At 58.9% G+C, this 20591-nt stretch carries 20 protein-coding genes and 1 pseudogene; 9 read left to right on the top strand and 12 right to left on the bottom strand.

From position 1 onward, the window contains the following. The first annotated feature begins 155 nt into the window (after positions 1-155). From rph to gltS, 3 genes are all read left to right on the top strand, one after another. The gene (gene rph, locus KJF94_RS25820; RefSeq protein ID WP_008030600.1) at positions 156-878 is read left to right on the top strand and encodes a ribonuclease PH; all 723 of its coding nucleotides are present in this window, start codon (positions 156-158) and stop codon (positions 876-878) included. Between the two features lie 29 nt (positions 879-907). After that, positions 908-1276, top strand: coding sequence for a DUF4870 domain-containing protein (locus KJF94_RS25815; RefSeq protein ID WP_214379808.1), 369 nt, complete (start codon positions 908-910; stop codon positions 1274-1276). Positions 1277-1684: 408 nt separating this feature from the next. Then, a complete protein-coding gene (gene gltS, locus KJF94_RS25810) occupies positions 1685-2890 on the top strand; it encodes a sodium/glutamate symporter (RefSeq protein ID WP_214379807.1) in 1206 nt (401 codons plus the stop codon). Between the two features lie 70 nt (positions 2891-2960). Here the strand turns inward: gltS and crc are convergent, their stop codons facing one another. After that, entirely contained in the window at positions 2961-3740 is a 780-nt protein-coding gene (gene crc, locus KJF94_RS25805) for a catabolite repression control protein Crc (RefSeq protein WP_008030595.1), read from the bottom strand. An 82-nt stretch (positions 3741-3822) separates the two neighbouring features. Here crc and pyrE point away from each other — a divergent pair, with 82 nt between their 5' ends. Continuing rightward, on the top strand, positions 3823-4467 hold the full coding sequence (pyrE, locus tag KJF94_RS25800) for an orotate phosphoribosyltransferase (RefSeq protein ID WP_214379806.1): 645 nt from the start codon (positions 3823-3825) through the stop codon (positions 4465-4467). Positions 4468-4663: 196 nt separating this feature from the next. Here the strand turns inward: pyrE and KJF94_RS25795 are convergent, their stop codons facing one another. The 7 genes and pseudogenes from KJF94_RS25795 to coaBC form a co-directional block, all read right to left on the bottom strand. Beyond that, a complete protein-coding gene (locus tag KJF94_RS25795) occupies positions 4664-5047 on the bottom strand; it encodes a hypothetical protein (RefSeq protein ID WP_214379805.1) in 384 nt (127 codons plus the stop codon). Beyond that, entirely contained in the window at positions 5034-5606 is a 573-nt protein-coding gene (locus KJF94_RS25790; protein WP_214379804.1) for a hypothetical protein, read from the bottom strand. Before KJF94_RS25790 ends, KJF94_RS25795 begins: the two co-directional genes overlap by 14 nt. 16 nt (positions 5607-5622) lie before the next feature. After that, a complete protein-coding gene (locus KJF94_RS25785) occupies positions 5623-5835 on the bottom strand; it encodes a hypothetical protein (RefSeq protein ID WP_214379803.1) in 213 nt (70 codons plus the stop codon). Between the two features lie 189 nt (positions 5836-6024). Continuing rightward, positions 6025-6930: an acetylglutamate kinase gene (argB, locus tag KJF94_RS25780; RefSeq protein WP_214379802.1), complete on the bottom strand. Its 906-nt coding sequence runs from the start codon at positions 6928-6930 to the stop codon at positions 6025-6027. 17 nt (positions 6931-6947) lie between these two features. Further along, a pseudogene (locus KJF94_RS25775) lies at positions 6948-8324 on the bottom strand (phosphomannomutase/phosphoglucomutase); the annotation flags it as partial. Positions 8325-8673: 349 nt separating this feature from the next. Further along, positions 8674-9129 carry a dUTP diphosphatase gene (dut, locus tag KJF94_RS25770; RefSeq protein WP_059403885.1) on the bottom strand — a complete coding sequence of 152 codons (456 nt, stop codon included), beginning with the start codon at positions 9127-9129 and terminating at the stop codon, positions 8674-8676. A 5-nt stretch (positions 9130-9134) separates the two neighbouring features. Next, a complete protein-coding gene (gene coaBC / locus KJF94_RS25765) occupies positions 9135-10343 on the bottom strand; it encodes a bifunctional phosphopantothenoylcysteine decarboxylase/phosphopantothenate--cysteine ligase CoaBC (protein ID WP_214384958.1) in 1209 nt (402 codons plus the stop codon). Between the two features lie 136 nt (positions 10344-10479). Between coaBC and radC the strand changes: the two genes are divergently transcribed. After that, on the top strand, positions 10480-11154 hold the full coding sequence (gene radC, locus KJF94_RS25760) for a RadC family protein (protein WP_214379800.1): 675 nt from the start codon (positions 10480-10482) through the stop codon (positions 11152-11154). A gap of 139 nt (positions 11155-11293) precedes the next feature. Here radC and KJF94_RS25755 read toward each other — a convergent pair whose 3' ends face one another. After that, complete coding sequence (locus KJF94_RS25755; protein WP_214379799.1) at positions 11294-12880, bottom strand: ABC transporter substrate-binding protein; 1587 nt, start codon at positions 12878-12880, stop codon at positions 11294-11296. Between the two features lie 446 nt (positions 12881-13326). On the opposite strand from KJF94_RS25755, the gene rpmB reads away from it, so the two are divergent. Further along, positions 13327-13560, top strand: coding sequence for a 50S ribosomal protein L28 (gene rpmB / locus KJF94_RS25750; protein ID WP_007894701.1), 234 nt, complete (start codon positions 13327-13329; stop codon positions 13558-13560). An 11-nt stretch (positions 13561-13571) separates the two neighbouring features. After that, positions 13572-13727 carry a 50S ribosomal protein L33 gene (gene rpmG / locus KJF94_RS25745; protein WP_007894709.1) on the top strand — a complete coding sequence of 52 codons (156 nt, stop codon included), beginning with the start codon at positions 13572-13574 and terminating at the stop codon, positions 13725-13727. 183 nt (positions 13728-13910) lie between these two features. On the opposite strand, the gene KJF94_RS25740 is transcribed toward rpmG, so the two are convergent. Continuing rightward, positions 13911-14273 (bottom strand): cupin domain-containing protein, encoded by a 363-nt coding sequence (locus tag KJF94_RS25740; RefSeq protein WP_214379798.1) that lies wholly within the window; start codon positions 14271-14273, stop codon positions 13911-13913. Between the two features lie 248 nt (positions 14274-14521). On the opposite strand from KJF94_RS25740, the gene KJF94_RS25735 reads away from it, so the two are divergent. Together KJF94_RS25735 and KJF94_RS25730 are read left to right on the top strand one after the other, a co-directional pair. Beyond that, a complete protein-coding gene (locus KJF94_RS25735; protein WP_214379797.1) occupies positions 14522-16015 on the top strand; it encodes an aldehyde dehydrogenase in 1494 nt (497 codons plus the stop codon). Positions 16016-16200: 185 nt separating this feature from the next. Beyond that, positions 16201-17346 carry an MFS transporter gene (locus KJF94_RS25730; protein ID WP_214379796.1) on the top strand — a complete coding sequence of 382 codons (1146 nt, stop codon included), beginning with the start codon at positions 16201-16203 and terminating at the stop codon, positions 17344-17346. A 158-nt stretch (positions 17347-17504) separates the two neighbouring features. On the opposite strand, the gene KJF94_RS25725 is transcribed toward KJF94_RS25730, so the two are convergent. Beyond that, the gene (locus tag KJF94_RS25725) at positions 17505-19073 is read right to left on the bottom strand and encodes a phospholipase D family protein (protein ID WP_214379795.1); all 1569 of its coding nucleotides are present in this window, start codon (positions 19071-19073) and stop codon (positions 17505-17507) included. Positions 19074-19133: 60 nt separating this feature from the next. Further along, positions 19134-20567, bottom strand: a complete 1434-nt coding sequence (locus KJF94_RS25720; RefSeq protein ID WP_214379794.1) for an aminotransferase-like domain-containing protein — start codon at positions 20565-20567, stop codon at positions 19134-19136. Between the last annotated feature and the right edge of the window lie 24 nt (positions 20568-20591).

The following is a 20591-nucleotide window of genomic DNA, read 5'->3' as shown; positions in this document are numbered from 1 at the left end:
ACGGTGTGACAAAGGGCTGCAGGCCGTCGGTTAAGCGCTGTTCTAAGCTCTAGCCAGAGCCTTCAATCGTCGGGCGGATTTTTTAGAAGTGCCCAGGCTGGGCGCGCGGCTCTATAATGCTCGGCAGTTTTCCGTCCTCCGTACAGGTATTCCCTATGAAACGTCCAAGTGGTCGCGCTGCCGATCAGCTCCGCTCGATCCGCATTACCCGCAACTACACCAAACACGCCGAGGGATCCGTACTGGTCGAGTTCGGTGATACCAAAGTCATCTGCACCGTTAGCGTCGAAAACGGCGTGCCGCGTTTCCTCAAAGGCCAGGGCCAGGGTTGGTTGACGGCTGAATACGGCATGCTGCCGCGCGCCACCGGCGAGCGTAACCAGCGTGAAGCGAGCCGTGGCAAGCAAGGCGGCCGGACCCTGGAGATCCAGCGTCTGATCGGTCGATCTCTGCGCGCATCGCTGGACATGTCCAAACTGGGCGACGTCACCCTGTACGTCGACTGCGACGTGATCCAGGCTGACGGCGGCACCCGCACCGCATCCATTACCGGCGCCATGGTTGCGCTGGTCGACGCCTTGAAAGTGATCAAGAAGCGTGGCGGCCTGAAAGGTGGCGACCCACTCAAGCAAATGATCGCTGCTGTTTCGGTGGGCATGTACCAGGGCGAGCCTGTGCTCGACCTCGACTACCTGGAAGACTCGGCTGCCGAGACTGACCTGAACGTGGTGATGACCAGCACCGGCGGCTTCATCGAAGTCCAGGGCACCGCCGAAGGCGCGCCGTTCCAGCCGGAAGAGCTGACCGCCATGCTGGAGCTGGCCAAGAAAGGCATGACCGAAATCTTCGAACTGCAAAAGGCTGCACTGGCCGACTGACCGGAACCATTCCAGACAAGGAGGACATCATGAGTGACGAGCAAGAGCTGCTTCCCATCCCGAGCAAAGAGGTTCGGCAGTGGGCGATGTTTTGTCACCTGTCCGCCTTGCTGGGAATCTGGATTCCGTTCGGCACGTTGATCGGCCCGCTGATTCTCTGGCAGATGAAGCGCGAGATGGACCCGTTTGTCGATGCGCAGGGCAAGGAGGCGCTGAACTTTCAGATCACCGTCGCCATTGCCTCCGCCATCTGCTTCTTGCTGATGGTGGTGATCATCGGGTTTTTCCTGTTTGGACTGGTCGCGATTGGTGCGTTGGTGCTGACGATCATTGCTGGCGTGAAAGCCAATGAGGGCGTGCCGTACCGGTATCCGTTCACTTGGCGCTTGATCAAATAACGATCAGCGCTGGATTCCCTTGTGGACGCGACAGCTGTGTGAAAATGCAGTTCGCTACGCGTTAAAACAAATGCCCCGACTTGTCGGGGCATTTGCTTTTTGAATCTGGATTAACTTCCCAAGCGTTGCCATTAGCAATATCCAGATGCCGCAAGTATTGCTGCGCACTATCGCTTTTACACTTCTAGTCACAACTGCTTCGCCGCCGCACCGCCTATGTGCTTGGCAATGAGACTTCGCGGTTGATAAAGTTGCCCCAAGTAATATTCCTTCAGAAATATTTCGATATATTCAGACCATTGAAGGTCCTTGAATTTAAAGCAAATCGGTGTTGAGAAGATCAACCTGTTCAAGAGGCGTGGCCAGGTAAAAAGTTCGCCCCTGAATATATATAAAAGAATAATCCCAATGGTTCAGCTCGATTTTTATGGAACACTTGTGGCCGCCTCTTTAGTACTGTTACTGGGGCGCGGACTGGTCACACGAATCGGTTTTTTACGTAACTACAATATCCCTGAGCCTGTAGCAGGCGGCCTGGTGGTTGCTCTGCTTCTCCTGGCTTTGCGGGGGCTCGATATTGACGTCCGTTTTGACACCTCACTGCAAACACCCTTGATGTTGGCTTTTTTTGCCACCATCGGCTTGAGTGCAGACTTTGCCAGCCTGAAGAAAGGCGGGCGCGTAGTGGGGATCTTTCTACTGGCGGTCACCACGCTTTTGGTGGTTCAGAATGCCATGGGCATCGCGCTGGCAAAAACGTTGGGACTCGATCCGTTGATGGGCCTGCTGACAGGCTCGATTACCTTGGCGGGCGGTCACGGTACAGGCGCTGCGTGGGGAACGGTGTTCGGAGAGAAATACGGTCTGGCCTCTGCCTCTGAGCTCGCGATGGCCTCTGCGACGTTTGGCCTGGTGTTGGGCGGCTTGATTGGTGGCCCGGTCGCTCGCCTGCTCATCAAACGTGTCCAGGTACCCGGCCTTGCGCATGAAAAGCCACGGCTGCCAAAGGGCTTTGAGCAACCGAACAAAGAGCGCTCGATCACGCCATTTTCATTTATCGAGACACTCGCTCTGATCGCGGTCAGCTTGCTGGTGGGTTCTCTCCTGAATGGTCTGCTCCAAGGAACTGCATTTGAGCTGCCGACGTTCGTTTGCGTCTTGTTCGTGGGTGTGATTTTACGGAACGGGCTTTCAGCGCTTGGCTTGTATCAGGTATTTGAGCGTGAAGTTTCCGTATTGGGGAATGTCAGCCTGTCGCTGTTTCTGGCGATCGCTCTGATGTCGCTCAAACTGTGGGATCTGGCAGCACTGGCGTTGCCGATCTTTATCATCCTGGCTGTGCAAGCGTTGGTCATGGCACTGTTTGCGATTTTCGTGACATTCAGAATGATGGGCAGCAACTACGATGCGGCCGTTCTGGCGGCAGGGCACTGCGGTTTCGGACTGGGCGCAACGCCAACTGCCATCGCTAACATGCAAGCGGTGACACAGCGTTACGGACCTTCGCAGATAGCGTTCCTGGTTGTTCCAATGGTGGGTGCTTTCTTCATCGACATCATTAATGTCATCGTGATCAAGTTGTACCTTGCACTACCGTTTTTCGCTGCTGCTTGAGGGCATAACCCCTAAGAAAAATGCCCGTATCTTTCGATACGGGCATTTTCGTCAACCGGTCAATGAAAACCTAGATAGTCAGCGTCCAGTCGTAGTCCACGATCAGCGGAGCATGCTGCGAGAACCGTGGCTGACGTGGCAGGCGCGCACTGCGTACAAAACGGCGCAGGCCCGGCGTCAGTATCTGGTAATCGAAGCGCCAGCCCAGGTTGAGCATTTCCGCCTGTTCGTTATCCGGCCACCAGCTGTACTGGTCGCCTTCACGGCTGACTTCGCGCAGGGCATCGACATAACCCATGTTGCCGACAATCTCGTCCATCCAGGCACGTTCAGGTGCCAGGAAGCCCGGGGATTGCTGGCTGTCGCGCCAGTTCTTGATGTCCAGCTTCTGTTGCGCCACGTACAGCGAGCCACAGTAAATGTACTCGCGACGTTTGCGCCGCTGTTTATCCAGATAACGGGCGAAGTCGTCCATTAGCTTGAACTTCTGGTTCAAGTCTTCATCGCCGTTCTGCCCCGAAGGGAGCAGCAAGGTCGCGATGCTGACCTTGTCGAAATCGGCTTGCAGGTAGCGCCCGTAGCGGTCGGCCGTCTCGAAGCCGAGACCGCTGATGACTGCCTTCGGTTGCAACCGCGAATACAAAGCCACGCCACCCTGGGCGGGAACTTCGGCTTCGCAGGCATAAAGGAAGTAGCCATCCAGTTGGAAGGCTGGATCGTCCAGTTCAAAGGCGGAGGCGCGGGTGTCCTGCAGGCAGATGACGTCGGCATTCTGTGCTTGCAGCCAACTGAGCAAACCTCGCTCCACTGCAGCCTGAATACCATTGACGTTCACACTGATGATCCGCATAAATGGCCCCAAAAATCGCGTGCGTGTATGATACACGGCGTCAACCTAATTAGCTAAATCCGTGGTATTTGGGGTTTTTTTCATGCAAGCGTATCAGCGCGATTTCATTCGTTTTGCCATCGATCGCGGCGTTTTGCGCTTCGGTGAGTTCACCCTGAAGTCCGGGCGCACCAGTCCTTACTTCTTCAATGCCGGTCTGTTCAACTCCGGTTCGGCACTTGCGCAACTGGGTCGTTTTTACGCGGCAGCCATCGTCGAAAGCGGTATCCCGTTCGACGTATTGTTTGGCCCGGCGTACAAAGGCATTCCGTTGGCGGCGACCACTGCGGTGGCTCTGGCCGAACATCACGACCGTGACTTGCCATGGTGCTTCAACCGTAAAGAGGCCAAGGCACACGGCGAAGGCGGCAGCCTGGTTGGCGCGCCATTGACCGGCGAAGTGCTGATCATCGATGACGTGATCACTGCCGGCACCGCCATCCGTGAGGTGATGCAGATCATCGCTTCCCAGGATGGCGCGAAGGCGGCAGGCGTGCTGATCGCCCTCAACCGTCAGGAGCGTGGCAATGGTGAGTTGTCAGCGATTCAGGAAGTGGAACGTGATTTTGGTATTCCGGTGATCAGCATTGTTTCGCTGAACCAGGTGCTGGAGTTCCTGGCGGACGATCCGCAGCTCAAACAGCACCTGCCTGCCGTTGAAGCCTACCGCGCCCAATTCGGCGTGTAACCACAATCCCCTTGTGGGAGCGGGCTTTTGTGGCGAGGGAGCTTGCTCCCGCTTGAGTGCGCAGCGCTCACAAGATCTTCAGGGCCGCTGCGCAGCCCAGCGGGAGCAAGCTCCCTCGCCACAAAAGGTGGATGCCACAGGGATCGCAAACAAACAAAAGACCCCGCTCGGCCAGGCTGAGCGGGGTCTTTTTTTGTCAGTGCAGTCTTCGCCATTTTCCTATCAGTTTGAGTGTCAATCCCAGGTTAAACAGAGCAAACACCAGCAAGGCCAGGACGACTAACACGTAAAGCGTGCGATCCACATCGAAATCCCACAGATCCAGCGTGCTGCCGCGTGTGATCCGCACGGCGGCCGGCAGATTGACGTAAAACAGCGCCACGAAGACGCAAGTCAGCGGCAATGCACAGCTGAAGAAAACATTTATTACCTGTTCCCGGCTGCGTTTTCTCGCCTGCGGACCTGACTGTTTTTCATCCAATTCCAACGCTTCATGCAGCCTTGGCCACGCCAGATTGAACATGAAGGTGGTCAGGGTCAGCAGCAAGCCACTGACCGCGACGACATCACTGAACGGCATTCAGGCCCAGTGTCTGGCACAACAGCGCGTGGGAGTCTTCGCTGATTTCGAACTGCCCGGCACTGCCTTTACGTTTGATGATGGGTTTGAAGGTCGGCTCGTTCTGTGTGATCAGCATGTTCAGCTCATCGCGAATAACGTCCGAACTGATCACCACCAGATACACCGTTTGCGCATGTTCCGCAGACTCGACCACGGCTCTCATGCTGTGTTGCAGGATCTCGTCCAGTTGATTGCGAAAGCGTGAAACCGTGTTCTTCAGCAGGGTTTTGCTTTGGCTCTGGGTCAGCTGGAAAATCGTTGATATCTGCGATTCGGTTGGCAGGGTTTGCCCGAAGTAGCTTTGAATCAGATACAGAAGTCTGTCCTGTTTCGCTTCATCGGCCCGGCTCGGCATGCCGCCTTCTACCAGCATTTTCAAGTATTCGGTCAGGCTTGCCTTGGCGATACGCTGTAGGGCGTGGGTGATTTCGTGATCGGAAATTCTAAGTGTCTTTTTGACCGGCTCCTTTTGCTCGAGGTCGAATGCCTGGGCGTCAATCGTGAAGGAAATCTGCATGGCTCGATCCCCGTGATCATTTACCGGATTTGGTTGGATAAGGATCTTCTACCGCATCCCCTTGGCCACTGAGAATTTTCCAGCCGTTTTGTACATGCACTGAATCCAGGCGCTGTGGGCAAGGTGGCAAGGATTTTTTCGATTGGTTGGAGTATTCGTAGCCGCAGTCGGCGCATTCGTAGGTGCCTGCGGATACGTCGCTGCCATTCGGTGCGTAAACTTTTTGCATGGTTAGATCTCCTGTAGGTACAGGGAAGATCCTATGCGGACTAATACTGGCGGGATGTCAGACGTTTCGCTGAGTCAGGTCGGACGTTTCCGGTGCGCATAAAAAAGATCGCAGACTTCGTCAGCTCCTACGGAATATTCGTACGTCCGTGGGCGCTGCCGAAGGCTGCGATCTTTTGATTTTGGTATATCAGTGACGCTTGCGGTTACTGATCAAGGTGCCCACACCGGTGTCGGTGAAGATTTCCAGCAGAATCGCATTTGGCACCCGGCCATCGATGATCAACGAGCTGCCCACGCCGCCCTGAACCGCTTCCAGTGCGCAACGGATCTTCGGCAGCATGCCGCCGTAGATGGTGCCGTCGGCGATCAGGTCGTCGACTTGCTGGGTAGTCAGGCCGGTCAGGACCGTGCCCTGCTTGTCCATCAGGCCGGCAATGTTGGTCAGCAGCATCAGCTTTTCAGCTTTCAGCGCTTCGGCCACTTTACCGGCTACCAGGTCGGCGTTGATGTTGTACGACTCGCCGTTGGCACCGACGCCAATTGGCGCGATCACCGGAATGAAATCGCCTTTCACCAGCAGGTTCAGCAGGTCGGTGTTGATCCCGACCACTTCGCCCACCTGGCCGATGTCGATGATTTCCGGTTGGGTCATCTCCGGCGTCTGGCGGGTCACGGTGAGCTTCTTCGCACGAATCAGCTCGGCGTCTTTACCGGTCAGGCCGATGGCGCTGCCGCCATGACGGTTGATCAGGTTGACGATGTCCTTGTTCACCTGGCCGCCGAGGACCATTTCCACCACGTCCATGGTCTGTGCGTCAGTCACGCGCATGCCATCGATGAAGTGGCTCTCGATCGACAGACGCTTGAGCAGGTCGCCGATTTGCGGGCCGCCGCCGTGAACCACCACCGGGTTAATCCCGACGGCTTTCATCAGCACGATGTCGCGGGCGAAGCCGGTTTTCAGCTCCTCGCTTTCCATCGCGTTGCCGCCGTATTTGATCACCAGCGTCTTGCCGACATAGCGGCGGATGTAAGGCAACGCTTCGGACAGGACCTTGGCGGTGTTGGCGGCGGCTTCGCGTTCGAGGGTCATTCAGGGCTCCGGGTGAATCAGAACGGTAGTTGGAGATCAGGTGCAACACGCTTCAACTGGACTTTGAATACGTCCTTAATGCGCTGCAATTCAGCCTCGTCATCGGCCTCGAAGCGCAGGACCAGCACCGGTGTGGTGTTGGACGCGCGCACCAGGCCCCAGCCTTTGGCGTAGTCGACTCGCACGCCGTCGATGGTGGTCAGGTCAGCGCCATCGCCCCACTTCGCGTCGTGCAATGCATCAATGATGCTGAATTTGCTCTCTTCGGTCACATGGATATTGATTTCCGGCGTAGAAATATCGTTCGGGAAGGTCGCGAACAGCTCTTCCGCGGTGGATTTTTCCTTGCTGAGGATCTCCAGCAGACGCGCAGCGCTGTAAATGCCGTCGTCAAAACCGAACCAACGCTCCTTGAAGAAGATGTGCCCGCTCATTTCGCCGGCCAACAGGGCGCCGGTTTGTTTCATTTTCTTTTTGATCAACGAGTGACCGGTCTTCCACATTAGCGGACGACCGCCGTATTCCTTGATCAGCGGCGTCAGGCGGCGGGTGCATTTGACGTCGAAGATGATTTCCGCGTCCGGGTTGCGCGCCACCACGTCGCGGGCGAATAGCATCAGCAGGCGGTCCGGGTAAACGATGCTGCCGGTGTTGGTCACCACGCCAACGCGGTCGCCGTCGCCGTCGAAGGCCAGGCCGATGTCGGCGTTGGTTTCCTTGACCTTGGCGATCAAGTCGACAAGGTTTTCAGGCTTGCCCGGGTCCGGGTGATGATTCGGGAAGTTGCCGTCGACGTCGCAGAACAGCGGGATGACTTCGCAGTTCAGGGCTTCGATCAGTTGCGGGGCGATCACACCGGCCGCGCCGTTGCCGCAGTCGACCACGACTTTGAGGCGACGAGCGAGTTTGATGTCCTCGACGATTTCAGTGTTGTAGCGATCGAGGATTTCGACCTTGGTGATGCTGCCCTTGCCGCTGCTCAGGTTGTTGGTCTTGAGGCGGTCGTGCAGGGCCTGGATCTGTTCGTTGGCCAGCGTATCGCCGGCGATGACGATCTTGAAGCCGTTGTAGTTCGACGGGTTGTGGCTGCCGGTCAGCATCACGCCCGATTTGCCGGCCAGTACGTTGGCGGCGTAGTAAAGCGCGGGCGTTGGCACCAGGCCCACGTCACTGACATGGCAACCGGCGTCGGCCAGGCCTTTGATCAATTGTTCGACCAGTTCCGGGCCGGACAGGCGACCGTCACGGCCAACGGAAACGTTCGGTTCGCTCTGGGCCAGGCTTTGGGCGCCGATGGCTCGACCGAGCCAGTAAGCGGTTTCAGCGTTCAGGAATTCCGGGACGGTGCCGCGAATGTCGTAGGCGCGGAAAATGCTGTCGGGGAACTTGGGTGCGACTTGGGCTGGGGTGTTCATCTGTAGGAATGCTCCATCTCGAAAGTGGCTGGACCTGCACGCGAAGAACGCTTCGGCGGGTTCGAACTGAAGGGTATGACGGCGTTTTCCACAGAGAGTTCGTGGTGCGAAAAGGCCATGACACCGGTTTCAGTCAGCATCTGGTCGGCCAATGCCTTGATTTCCAGTAGTAAACCTTCCAGATGACGGCTGTGCAATTTCGAGCATACAAAGCACCTGTGGCGAGGGAGCTTGCTCCCGCTTGAGTGCGTAGCGCTCACAAAATCCTGGGGCCGCTACGCAGCCCAGCGCGAGCAAGCTCGCTCCCCACAAGGGGGCATCTATCGGATCAGTGGCTGCCCGAATGCCCGAAACCGCCCGCACCGCGCTCGGTTTCGACGAACTCTTCGACCATCTCGAAGTGTGCTTGAACCACTGGCACCAGTACCAATTGGGCCAGGCGCTCGCCCACCACCATGTTGAAATCGGTCTGGCCACGGTTCCAGCACGACACCATCAACGGACCCTGATAATCGGAGTCGATCAGGCCGACCAGATTGCCCAGCACGATGCCGTGCTTATGGCCCAGGCCGGAGCGCGGCAGAATCAGCGCGGCCAAACCTGGATCGCCGATGTAAACGGACAGGCCGGTCGGAATCAGCACGGTTTCACCCGGCTTGATCACGGTGTCTTTTTCCAGCATGGCGCGCAGGTCGAGGCCGGCGGAGCCTGGCGTGGCGTACTGCGGCAGCGGGAATTCGGTGCCGATGCGGGGGTCGAGGATCTTGGCTTGCAAAGCGTGCATGTAAATTAAACCTGGTTCAGACGTTCGGCGATAAAAGTGATCAGCTGGCGAGCGATTTTGCTCTTGCTGGTCTGGGCGAAAAGTGTGGCGTGTAGCTCACGGTCGATCACGCTGCAGGCGTTTTCTTCGCTGTTGAAGCCAATGCTCGGGTTGGCGACGTCGTTGGCGACGATCAAATCGAGGTTCTTGTCTTTCAACTTGCGCGCAGCGTAATCGAGCAGGTGTTCGGTTTCGGCGGCGAAACCGACACTGAACGGACGGTCGGGGCGAGTGGCGATGGTGGCCAGGATGTCTGGATTGCGCACCATTTGTAGCAACAAGCCGTCGCCGTTCGTAGGGTCTTTCTTGAGTTTCTGTGGGGCGACAACTTCCGGACGGTAGTCCGCGACCGCTGCGGAGGCGATAAACAGGTCGCAAGGGATCGCGGCTTCGCAGGCGGCCAGCATGTCGCGGGCGCTGACCACGTCGATGCGCGTGACGCGATCCGGGGTCGGCAGGTGCACCGGGCCGGTAATCAGGGTGACGCGGGCGCCGGCTTCAACCGCCGCTTCGGCCAGGGCAAAGCCCATTTTACCGGAGCTGTGGTTGGTGATGTAGCGCACCGGGTCGATGTTTTCCTGGGTCGGGCCGGCGGTGATCAGCACGTGTTTGCCGGTCAGTGCCTGACGCTTGAAACAATCCGCCGCGCACTGGGCGAGTTCGACGGCTTCGAGCATGCGACCGAGGCCGACGTCACCACAGGCCTGGCTGCCGGAGGCTGGGCCAAAGGCTTTGATGCCGCGGCTTTCGAGGGTTTGCAGGTTGGCCTGGGTCGCCGGGTCGCGCCACATGGCCTGGTTCATTGCCGGGGCAACGGCAACCACGGCGTCGGTGGCCAGCACCAGCGTGGTCAGCAGGTCGTCGGCAATGCCTTGGGCCAGACGGGCGATCAGGTCCGCAGTGGCGGGGGCGATCAGCACCATGTCGGCCCACTTGGCCAGCTCGATGTGGCCCATCGCGGCTTCGGCCGCCGGGTCCAGCAGGTCCAGATGAACCGGGTGACCGGAGAGGGCCTGCATGGTCAGCGGGGTGATGAACTCGCTGCCGCCACGGGTCATGACCACGCGCACTTCGGCGCCCTGGTCGATCAGACGGCGAACCAGGTCGGCGCTCTTGTAGGCAGCAATGCCGCCGCCGACGCCCAGAACGATGCGTTTCCGATACAGCCGCTGCATAGGTCTGCCTTTCATTTCGTTGATGACTGCGTGGCGAACCCCCCTCCCCAGGAGTGAAATCGCCCGCAAAAAAGATGGGCTACGATATCACAGCGACCGCTACGGAACAGCGGCGCCCACAGACCAGGGAGGTGTTATGAGTATTCGGGATTGGCCGGCAGCCGAGCGGCCGCGGGAGAAGTTGTTGGAGCAGGGGGCAGGGATTCTTTCCGACGCCGAGTTGCTGGCGATCTTTCTAAGAACGGGCGTGTCCGGCAAAAGCGCGGTAGATCTCGCGCGGCATCTGTTGAATCAATTTGGCAGTTTGCGTTCGCTGATGGAGGCAGATCAGCCAACGTTCAGCAGGCAATTAGGGTTGGGGCCGGCAAAATTTGCGCAGTTGCAGGCGGTGTTGGAAATGGCCCGACGGCACCTGGCCGAGCGCCTGCGTCACAACTCAGTGCTGGAGAATCCGTTGGCGGTGCGTGACTACCTCAAGTCGATGCTGCGTCACGAGCCTCATGAAGTATTTGGCTGCCTGTTTCTGGATTCCAAACATCGTGTGCTGGCGTTTGAATCACTGTTTCGCGGTTCCATCGACTGCACCAGCGTTTATCCGCGGCAAGTGGTCAAGCGTGCTTTGGCCCACAACGCCGCAGCGCTGATCCTCTGTCACAACCATCCGTCGGGCAATTCCGACCCCAGTCAGGCCGACCGAAAACTGACCAAGCGTCTGCAAGAGGCACTGGACCTGATCGATGTGCGGGTGCTCGACCATTTCATCATCGGCGATGGCGACCCGCTGTCGATGGCTGAGTATGGGTGGATGTAGGGCTGGGGACGGGCCTCTGTGGCGAGGGCTTGCTCCCGCTTGAGTGCGCAGCGCTCACAAGATCTTCAGGGCCGCTGCGCAGCCCAGCGGGAGCAAGCTCCCTCGCCACAGAAAAGCATCCCCGCAGTGTTTCCGAGAGTTACTTGAGGTTGACCTTGGAGTAATCCTGGCGACCAAACGGGCTGACCGAATAACCCTCGACTTCCTTGCGCGTCAACGCGAAGGCGGTCGGGTGGGCCAGCGGCAACCACAAGGCCTGCTGCTGGATCTGCGCCTGAGCCTGTTCGTAGAGCTTGGTACGCACGCCTTGCTCGCCGGTGGTCTTGCCGGCGCTGATCAGCTTGTCCAGGTCCTGATTGCAGTAACGGGCGAAGTTGGTGCCGGACTTGACGGCAGGGCAGGAAAACTGCGGCGTGAGGAAGTTATCCGGGTCGCCGTTGTCGCCGGCCCAGCCCATGAACAGCAGGTCATGCTCACCGGCCTTGGCGCGACGAATCAGTTCGCCCCATTCGATCACGCGAATCTCGGCCTGAATGCCGACCTCCGCGAGGTCGGACTGAAGCAGTTGAGCGCCCAGGCTCGGGTTCGGGTTGAGCAAACTGCCGGAAGGGCGGGTCCAGATGGTGGTTTGGAAACCGTCCTTCAGTCCAGCCTTGGCCAGCAGTGCCTTGGCCTTTTCAACGTCATGCGGGTAGCCCGGCAAACCTTTGTTGTAGCTCCAGGTGTTGGGTGGGTACGGGCCGTTGGCGGGCTCGGCGGTGTCTTCGAACACGGCTTTGATGTAGTTGGCCTTGTCGAACGCGAGGTTGATTGCCTGGCGCACTTCAGGTTTGTCCAGTGGCGGATGCTGGCTGTTGATGCCGACGAACGCGGTCATGAAGGCGTCAGTCTTTTCGACTTTCAAGGTCGGTTCTTTCAGCGCGGCCTGTACGTCCAATGGTTTGGGTGACAGGGCAATCTGGCATTCATTGCGACGCAGTTTCTGCAACCGTACGTTGGCGTCCGGGGTGATGGCGAAGATCAGCGGATCGACCGAAGGCTTGCCGCCAAAGTAGTCAGGGTTGGCCTTGTAGCGAATCGAGGCATCTTTCTGAAAACGCGTGAAGACAAATGGACCGGTGCCAATTGGCTGGCTGTTGAGCTTCTCGGTTGTACCGGCCTTGAGCAATTTGTCGGCGTATTCAGCCGAATAGATCGACGCGAAACCCATGCTCAATGTCGCGAGGAAGGTCGAATCAGGATGGTCGAGGGTAAAACGTACAGTCAGAGGGTCGAGCGCGTCGATCTTCTTGATCAGCGCCGGCAACTGCATCGATTGCGCGTGCGGGAAGCCGCTCTGCGCCACTTTGTGCCACGGGTTGGCGGGGTCGAGCATGCGGTCGAAGCTGAATTTCACGTCTTCGGCGGTCAGGTCGCGCGTCGGGCTGAAATATTCGGTGCGGTGGAATTTCACCTGCGGATGCAATTTGAAGACGTAGGTCAGGCCGTCGGGGGTGACTTCCCAGCTGTCCGCGAGCCCGGCGACCACTTTTCCGCTGGCCGTGTCGAAGTCCACCAAACGGTTCATCAACACGTCGGCCGAGGCGTTGGTGGTGGTCAGCGAGTTGTATTGCACCACGTCGAACCCTTCCGGGCTGGCCTCGGTGCAGACGCTCAGGGCGGCGGCCTGGGCCAATGGGCTCAGCAGAAGCGGGGCAAGCAACAGCGGTAGGGCAGCGAGGCGCATGGTCGGATTCCTTTACAGATCGAAGGCCCATCTGCAAGTGCAGTCTGGAAAAGGCTTACCCTAGTGGGCTCTTTTGCAAATGACTATCCCCTTTTTCAATTTAAGAGGACTATGTGCGATCGTTTTCGGTGAACGCCGGCCGAGGAAAACCCTGAATTGGCCGGTTGGCCGATTTTCTGCGACGAGCGGTCTTTATCGACGATAGCCTTTATCCAAGGCGCTCGGAGCCAGAAAAACTGGGTTTTTATCAAGTCCGCGCACACGGAATGTTGTTGCTCTCCAGTCTTTCTGGTATAAAGCAGCGCTCTTTTCTAGGGGCCCGGTTCCTTCACTGTAGGTGTAGCCGGTAAGACCTCTAAAGAAACGCGGCGCCTGGCGCCAAATGACTGAGAGATTAAGCGGCCAACCCATGCCGGGTTGGGCATGTGGTTTTAGAGGGCTGAGGCATGTCGAGAGTATGTCAAGTTACCGGTAAGGGTCCGGTGACTGGGAATAACATTTCCCACGCAAACAACAAAACCCGTCGTCGTTTCCTGCCGAACCTGCAGCATCACCGCTTCTGGGTTGAAGAAGAGAAACGTTTCGTGCGTCTGCGCGTATCTGCCAAAGGCATGCGTATCATCGACAAGCGTGGCATCACTGTCGTGCTGGCCGAAATCCGCAAAGCCGGCAAGATCTAAGGGAGCTAATCATGCGTGAATTGATTCGTTTGATTTCGAGCGCCGGTACTGGTCACTTCTACACTACCGACAAGAACAAGCGTACTACTCCGGACAAAATCGAGATCAAGAAATTTGATCCGGTTGTTCGCAAGCACGTGATCTACAAGGAAGGCAAAATCAAGTAATTGATTTTTCCCTCTTATGAAAAAGGCCCGTATCGCGAGATACGGGCCTTTTTTGTTGTCTGTTGGTTATGTGTTGCCGGTCAGGGCCCCTTCGCGGGCAAGCCTCGCTCCTACAGGACGGACGCGATTCACCGTAGGAGCGAGGCTTGCCCGCGAAGAGGCCGGCCCTGCTAGCACAAATCTTCAGGCCTTCTGTTCAAACGCCACATAAATCTTGCGGCACGTTTCCAGCACTTCCCACGTGCCGCGGAAACCAGCCGGAATCACGAAGCGATCGCCCGCCCGTACGGTCTTGCTGTTGCCATCGTTATCGCGCAGCACCGAAACGCCCTGAACGATTTCGCAGTATTCATGCTCGGTAAAGTTCACATGCCACTGGCCGACTGCGCCTTCCCACACGCCCGCGTTCAACTGGCCGCACGGGCTGTTGTAGTGGTTGTAAACCACCTGCTCCGGGTCGCCCTTGAGGACTTTCGCCTGGTCCGGTCTGTAGCGCTCGGGCTCGGTAGTGGCTTGGCTAAAATCGACGATATTCTGGATGCTCATTGTTGTTATCCCCCGTGATTGCGGCGCGAGTGGCTGGAAAGGTGCTGGAAAGCCCAAAGTCTATGTTTATTAAAATGAACACCGCAAGGCCGTTTGCCGACCTTATGTCAAATATATTGAAACAACCCCGGCCACTGGTTTAGGGTGGCGGTTGCCTTCGGCCGAATTGCAGGCTGGCCGGGCAGAATTCCTGGGGACGTCCGCGAAGAACGCGGGGCGCTCGTATTCAATAAGAGGAGGACACTCGAATGACCACCCTGACTCGTGCCGATTGGGAACAACGGGCTCGCGATCTGAAGATCGAAGGCCGCGCCTACATCAATGGCGAATACACCGATGCCGTCTCCAGCGAGACCTTCGAGTGCATCAGTCCGGTCGATGGCCGTCTGCTGGGCAAGATTGCCAGCTGTGACGCCGCCGATGCCCAGCGCGCTGTTGAAAACGCTCGCACCACGTTCAATTCCGGCGTCTGGTCGCGCCTGGCGCCGACCAAACGCAAAGCCACCATGATCCGTTTCGCCGGCCTGCTGAAACAGCACGCCGAAGAGCTGGCCCTGCTTGAAACCCTCGACATGGGCAAGCCGATCAGCGATTCCCTGTACATCGACGTTCCCGGCGCGGCGCAAGCCTTGAGCTGGAGCGGCGAAGCCATCGACAAAATCTACGATGAAGTGGCCGCGACCCCGCACGATCAGCTGGGTCTGGTGACCCGCGAGCCGGTCGGCGTCGTTGGCGCCATCGTGCCGTGGAACTTCCCGTTGATGATGGCCTGCTGGAAACTCGGCCCGGCGCTGTCCACCGGTAACTCGGTGATCCTCAAGCCGTCGGAAAAATCCCCGCTGACCGCCATCCGCATCGCTGCGCTGGCTGTTGAAGCCGGCATCCCGAAAGGCGTGCTGAACGTGCTGCCGGGCTACGGTCACACCGTCGGCAAGGCCCTGGCCCTGCACAACGATGTCGACACGCTGGTGTTCACCGGTTCGACCAAGATCGCCAAGCAACTGCTGATCTACTCCGGCGAATCGAACATGAAACGCGTCTGGCTCGAAGCCGGCGGCAAGAGCCCGAATATCGTGTTCGCCGATGCCCCGGACCTGCAAGCCGCCGCTGAAGCCGCCGCTGGCGCCATCGCCTTCAACCAGGGCGAAGTCTGCACCGCCGGTTCGCGTCTGCTGGTCGAGCGTTCGATCAAGGACACCTTCCTGCCGCTGGTGATCGAGGCCTTGAAAACCTGGAAACCGGGCAACCCGCTGGACCCGGCGACCAACGTCGGCGCACTGGTCGATACCCAGCAGATGAACACCGTGCTGTCCTACATCGAATCCGGCCACGCCGATGGCGCCAAACTGGTAGCCGGCGGCAAGCGTACGCTTCAGGAAACCGGTGGAACTTACGTTGAGCCAACGATTTTCGACGGCGTCAGCAACGCGATGAAAATCGCTCAGGAAGAAATCTTTGGTCCGGTTCTGTCGGTCATTGCTTTCGACACCGCCGAAGAAGCCGTCGCGATTGCCAACGACACTCCGTACGGCTTGGCGGCTGCGGTGTGGACCAAGGACATCTCGAAGGCTCACCTGACCGCCCGGGCGCTGCGTGCCGGTAGCGTGTGGGTGAATCAGTACGATGGCGGCGACATGACCGCACCGTTCGGTGGCTTCAAGCAATCGGGCAACGGCCGCGACAAGTCGCTGCACGCGTTCGACAAATACACCGAGCTGAAGGCGACCTGGATCAAGTTGTAAGCCGTTACGGGAGGCTTGTTGAGTAACAGGCCTCCCGAACGACGCAGATTCCTTGTGGGAGCGAGCCTGCTCGCGATAGCGGTGTAACAGTCGACGAAAATGTTGAATGTTGCTCCGTCATCGCGAGCAGGCTCGCTCCCACAGTGTTTTGTGTTGTACATAAAATATCCACAGGAGCGTGGAATATGCGTTGGGCGACTTATTTCGCCGTGTTGGCGTCTGTCTTGAGTGTCGGCCTGGCCCTGGGCGTCAGCATGCCGCTGGTGTCGTTTCGTCTGGAAGGCTGGGGTTACGGTTCGTTTGCCATCGGCGTAATGGCCGCGATGCCGGCGATGGGTGTCTTGCTGGGGGCGAAAATCTCCAGTCATCTGGCGGCGCGACTCGGCACGGCCAATCTGATGCGTCTGTGCTTGTGGGCCGGGGCGGTATCCATTGGGTTGCTGGCGCTGTTGCCGAGCTATCCGGTGTGGCTGGTGCTGCGATTGATGATTGGCGTGATCCTTACGCTGGTCTTCATTCTTGGCGAAAGCTGGATCAACCAACTGGTGGTCGAGCAATGGCGCGGCCGACTGGTGGCGCTGTATGGCAGCAGCTATGCGCTAAGTCAGCTCGCCGGGCCGCTGCTGTTGGGAGTTCTGGGGACTGACCACGATTACGGATTCTGGGTCGGCGTCGGGCTGCTCACGGCGGCGCCGTTCCTGTTGTTGGGTCGCAGCGGCGCACCGACCAGTGAAGCCTGCAGCGTGACCTTCAGCGACTTGTGGGGCTTCTGCCGAGGTCTGCCGGCGATTGCTTGGGGCGTAGCGCTGTTCGCGGCGTTCGAGGCGATGATCCTGACGTTGTTGCCGGTGTATTGCCTGCGTCAGGGCTTCACCACGGAAATCGCTTTGGCGATGGTCAGCACTGTGGTGGTCGGCGACGCGTTGCTGCAACTGCCGATTGGCGCGCTGGCGGATCGTTTGTCGCGACGCACGCTGTTCACCGGTTGCGCTGTGGTGCTGATGCTTTCGAGCCTGGCGATTCCGCTGCTGATCGACACGTTGCTGATCTGGCCGTTGTGGGTGCTGTTTGGCGCCAGTGCCGGGGGCTTGTTCACCTTGTCGTTGATCCTGATCGGCGAACGATATCGCGACGATGCGCTGGTACGGGCCAATGCGCATATCGCGCAGCTGTGGGGTATTGGTTGCCTGGTCGGACCGTTGGCTGCCGGGGCTGGCAGTCAGTGGATCAGCGGGCACGCGTTGCCACTGTTGATGGCGGCCGGGGCGTTCGGGTTGGTGATTTTGCTGATGCGCCAGGGGGCATTCGGCACGGTTGCCGAACCAGCCTGAGCACAAAAAACCTGTGGCGAGGGAGCTTGCTCCCGATCGGCTGCGCAGCAGTCGCAAATCGAAGTCCGCGTTTTTTTGCCTGTTTGAATAGAGGTGATTGATGGGGGCCGCTTCGCAGCCCAGCGGGAGCAAGCTCCCTCGCCACATTGGATCGGCCGCTACAACATCCGCTCAAGGCCGACCGCTGTGCTCATCCACGCATTGAACTGGCGCCACCAGCTTCCCGGCTCTTCGGTCAGCGTGTGCATTTTGCCGTCGTCCTCAGTCACCCAGACGATCCGATCGTTTTCCAGTTTCACCTGATAACTCAGGGGCGGCGCCATACCCTCCATGGCCGCTTTGCGCACATGCGCGGCAAGTTCGGGGCTGTCCACCAGTACCCCGACCTCAGTGTTCCACAGCACCGAGCGCGGGTCGAAGTTGAACGAGCCGATGAAGGATTTCTGCTGGTCGAAGATCATCGCCTTGCTGTGCAGGCTCGAATCGGAGCCGCGGAAGGACTTGCTGTAGAAAATATGCGGTCCGCTGCCGCCGCCTTCACCGGGTTGGCGGCGTAATTCGTACAACTTCACGCCATGTTCCAGCAGCGCCCGGCGATAGGGTGCGTAGCCGCCGTGCACCGCCGGGACGTCGGTGGCTTCCAGCGAGTTGGTCAGCAGGCTGACGGAGACCCCGGCATCGGCGCGGCCGGTGAGGTAAACCAGGCCCGGCTGCCCCGGTACGAAGTACGCCGAGATCATGATCAGCTCTTTGCTGACCCCGGTGAGTTCAGGCGCCAGCTGCGTGGTCAGCAGCAATTGCGGATCGGGCTCGCCGTCTGACAAGACCTTGCTCGGTGCGTCCCACAAAGCCTGATTCCAGGCCCAGATCAGCTCCCGGCGCCAGATGTCCATGCGCGGGTTTGTGGTGTAGGTCATCAATTGTTGATACAGCGCGTGGTTCTGTTTGCGCGTCTCTTCCAGCGATTCTTCCAGGCGTGTGCGGGTATTTTGCAGGTCCTTTTGCGTCGGTTTGCTCGACAGGAATTCATCGATCGGCTTGCTCAGCGCACTGTTCCAGTACTGGTCAAAGCTGTGGCCAAGCTGCTCGGCGACCGGCCCGACGCCCAGCATGTCGATGTCGGTGAAGTTCAGGTTGGGCTCGGCATCGAAATATTCGTCCCCCAGGTTACGGCCGCCGACGATGGCCGCGCTGTTGTCCGCCAGCCACAATTTGTTGTGCATGCGCCGGTGTTGCAGCGACAGGTTCAACAACCGGCCCATGGTTCGCGTCACGCCTGTGGCGCGGCCAAGATGCAGCGGGTTGAACAGGCGGATCTGGATCTGCGGATGCGCCGCGAGGGTAGCGATGATCCAGTCGAGGCCGTCGCTGGTGGTGTCGTCGAGCAGGATTCTCACGCGCACGCCACGGTCGGCCGCCTTGAGCAGTTCGTCCACCAGCATGCGAGTGCTGATGCCGTCGTGGACGATGTAGTACTGCAAGTCGAGGCTGCTTTGGGCGTTGCGGATCAACTCGGCGCGGGCCATGAAGGCTTCGCCGCTATTGGACAGCAGGCGAAAACCGGACTTCCCCTCATGGGGCGCGGCCTGGGCCTGGATCGATCGACCGAATGCCGAATCACTGGCGGGCAGCGCCTGACTGGGCTCGCGTTGAACATCGAAACTGGCACAACCGCCCAGGAGCGAGGCGAGTAGCAGAAGAGCGAGCAGGGGCTGTCTGACTCTCACGTAGGATCGTTCCGATTGGCGGCAGGTGTCGGCATATGGACGCTGGATTCCGGTTAAAAGTCAGTCCGTGAAGCTGTCATTTTCCGCCAGCAGTTTGATTGCCGCGACGCCGACCTTACGTACCGCGTCTTCGATCTGTGGTGTTGGCTTGGCAGCGTAGTTCATCCGCAGGCAATTGCGGTACTTGCCCGAGGGAGAAAAGATGCTGCCGACGGCAATCTGTACGCCTTGGTCGTGCAAGGCGCGATTCAGTTTCAGGGTGTCGAAACCATCCGGCAGTTCGACCCAGAGCATGAAACTGCCTTGTGGGCGACTGGCGCGGGTGCCGGCGGGGAAATAACGGCTGACCCAATCGATCATCATGTCGCGATTGCGCTGGTATTGCGTGCGCATCCGCCGCAAATGCGGTTCGAAGTGACCGGCCTTGAGGAATTCGGCGATGGCAATCTGCGGTTGCGGCGCAGTGGAACCGGTGCTGATGTATTTCATGTGCAGCACCCGCTCCAGATAGCGGCCCGGTGCAACCCAACCGATGCGCAAACCTGGCGCGAGCGTCTTGGAAAATGAACTGCAGAGCAGGACGCGGCCGTCTTCGTCGAAGGATTTGATCGTGCGCGGTCGCGGGTAGTTGTAGGCCAGTTCGCCATACACATCATCCTCGATGATCGCCACGTCGAAACGCTGTGCGAGCGTCAACAACGCGCGTTTGCGCGATTCCGGCATGATGTAGCCCAGCGGGTTGTTGCAGTTGGGCGTCAACTGTATGGCCTTGATCGGCCATTGTTCCAGGGCCAGCTCCAGCGCATCGAGGCTGATCCCGGTCAGCGGGTCGGTGGGGATTTCCAGGGCCTTCATGTTCAGGCCCTTGAGCGTCTGCATCGCGCCGTGAAAGCTCGGCGAATCCACGGCGACGATGTCACCCGGCTCACAGATGGAGCGAATGCTGGTGGACAACGCTTCGTGGCAGCCGGTGGTGATCACCAGGTCGTTGGCTGTCAGTTGGCATCCGGAATCCAGCATCAGGCGCGCAATCTGTTCACGCAATTCGAGGGTGCCGTGAATGTTGTCGTAATACAGACCGGGCATGTCCTGCCGCCGGCTGATGCGGGCGAGGTTGCGCAGTAACGGTTTCATGGTCGGCGTGGTGATGTCCGGCATGCCGCGGCCCAATTGCACCACATCCTTGCGCGGTACCGCGCGGATCAGTTCCAGCACTTGGTCCCACTGCGAAATATCCACCGGGCGCTGGGCCGGGCGACCGATCGCGGGCAATTCCGGCAGTTCACGACCGACCGGAACGAAGTAGCCGGACTTGGGTTTCGGCATCGCCAGGCCGCTGTCTTCCAGCACCCGATAGGCTTGCTGAACCGTACTCAGGCTGACGCCGTGCTCGACGCTCAATGCCCGCACCGACGGCAGCCGGTCACCGGGGCGATAGAAGCCCTGTTCGATACGCGTGCCGAGCAATTCGGCGAGGTTGACGTAAAGGGTCATGGCGCAGTCTCGATGTGAGTGATT

This window comes from Pseudomonas hormoni (assembly GCF_018502625.1).
Classification (GTDB): Bacteria; Pseudomonadota; Gammaproteobacteria; order Pseudomonadales; family Pseudomonadaceae; genus Aquipseudomonas; species Aquipseudomonas hormoni.
The sequence above is the reverse complement of the archived record's forward strand: the minus strand, read 5'-3'. Positions and strand labels throughout refer to the sequence as shown.

What these genes read in the sequence shown, in the direction of transcription:
- rph (WP_008030600.1), top strand. Translation starts at nt 156, where the DNA reads ATGAAACGTCCAAGTGGTCGCGCTGCCGATCAGCTCCGCTCGATCCGC.
- KJF94_RS25815 (WP_214379808.1), top strand. Translation starts at nt 908, where the DNA reads ATGAGTGACGAGCAAGAGCTGCTTCCCATCCCGAGCAAAGAGGTTCGG.
- gltS (WP_214379807.1), top strand. Translation starts at nt 1,685, where the DNA reads ATGGTTCAGCTCGATTTTTATGGAACACTTGTGGCCGCCTCTTTAGTA.
- crc (WP_008030595.1), bottom strand. Translation starts at nt 3,740, where the DNA reads ATGCGGATCATCAGTGTGAACGTCAATGGTATTCAGGCTGCAGTGGAG.
- pyrE (WP_214379806.1), top strand. Translation starts at nt 3,823, where the DNA reads ATGCAAGCGTATCAGCGCGATTTCATTCGTTTTGCCATCGATCGCGGC.
- KJF94_RS25795 (WP_214379805.1), bottom strand. Translation starts at nt 5,047, where the DNA reads ATGCCGTTCAGTGATGTCGTCGCGGTCAGTGGCTTGCTGCTGACCCTG.
- KJF94_RS25790 (WP_214379804.1), bottom strand. Translation starts at nt 5,606, where the DNA reads ATGCAGATTTCCTTCACGATTGACGCCCAGGCATTCGACCTCGAGCAA.
- KJF94_RS25785 (WP_214379803.1), bottom strand. Translation starts at nt 5,835, where the DNA reads ATGCAAAAAGTTTACGCACCGAATGGCAGCGACGTATCCGCAGGCACC.
- argB (WP_214379802.1), bottom strand. Translation starts at nt 6,930, where the DNA reads ATGACCCTCGAACGCGAAGCCGCCGCCAACACCGCCAAGGTCCTGTCC.
- dut (WP_059403885.1), bottom strand. Translation starts at nt 9,129, where the DNA reads ATGCACGCTTTGCAAGCCAAGATCCTCGACCCCCGCATCGGCACCGAA.
- coaBC (WP_214384958.1), bottom strand. Translation starts at nt 10,343, where the DNA reads ATGCAGCGGCTGTATCGGAAACGCATCGTTCTGGGCGTCGGCGGCGGC.
- radC (WP_214379800.1), top strand. Translation starts at nt 10,480, where the DNA reads ATGAGTATTCGGGATTGGCCGGCAGCCGAGCGGCCGCGGGAGAAGTTG.
- KJF94_RS25755 (WP_214379799.1), bottom strand. Translation starts at nt 12,880, where the DNA reads ATGCGCCTCGCTGCCCTACCGCTGTTGCTTGCCCCGCTTCTGCTGAGC.
- rpmB (WP_007894701.1), top strand. Translation starts at nt 13,327, where the DNA reads ATGTCGAGAGTATGTCAAGTTACCGGTAAGGGTCCGGTGACTGGGAAT.
- rpmG (WP_007894709.1), top strand. Translation starts at nt 13,572, where the DNA reads ATGCGTGAATTGATTCGTTTGATTTCGAGCGCCGGTACTGGTCACTTC.
- KJF94_RS25740 (WP_214379798.1), bottom strand. Translation starts at nt 14,273, where the DNA reads ATGAGCATCCAGAATATCGTCGATTTTAGCCAAGCCACTACCGAGCCC.
- KJF94_RS25735 (WP_214379797.1), top strand. Translation starts at nt 14,522, where the DNA reads ATGACCACCCTGACTCGTGCCGATTGGGAACAACGGGCTCGCGATCTG.
- KJF94_RS25730 (WP_214379796.1), top strand. Translation starts at nt 16,201, where the DNA reads ATGCGTTGGGCGACTTATTTCGCCGTGTTGGCGTCTGTCTTGAGTGTC.
- KJF94_RS25720 (WP_214379794.1), bottom strand. Translation starts at nt 20,567, where the DNA reads ATGACCCTTTACGTCAACCTCGCCGAATTGCTCGGCACGCGTATCGAA.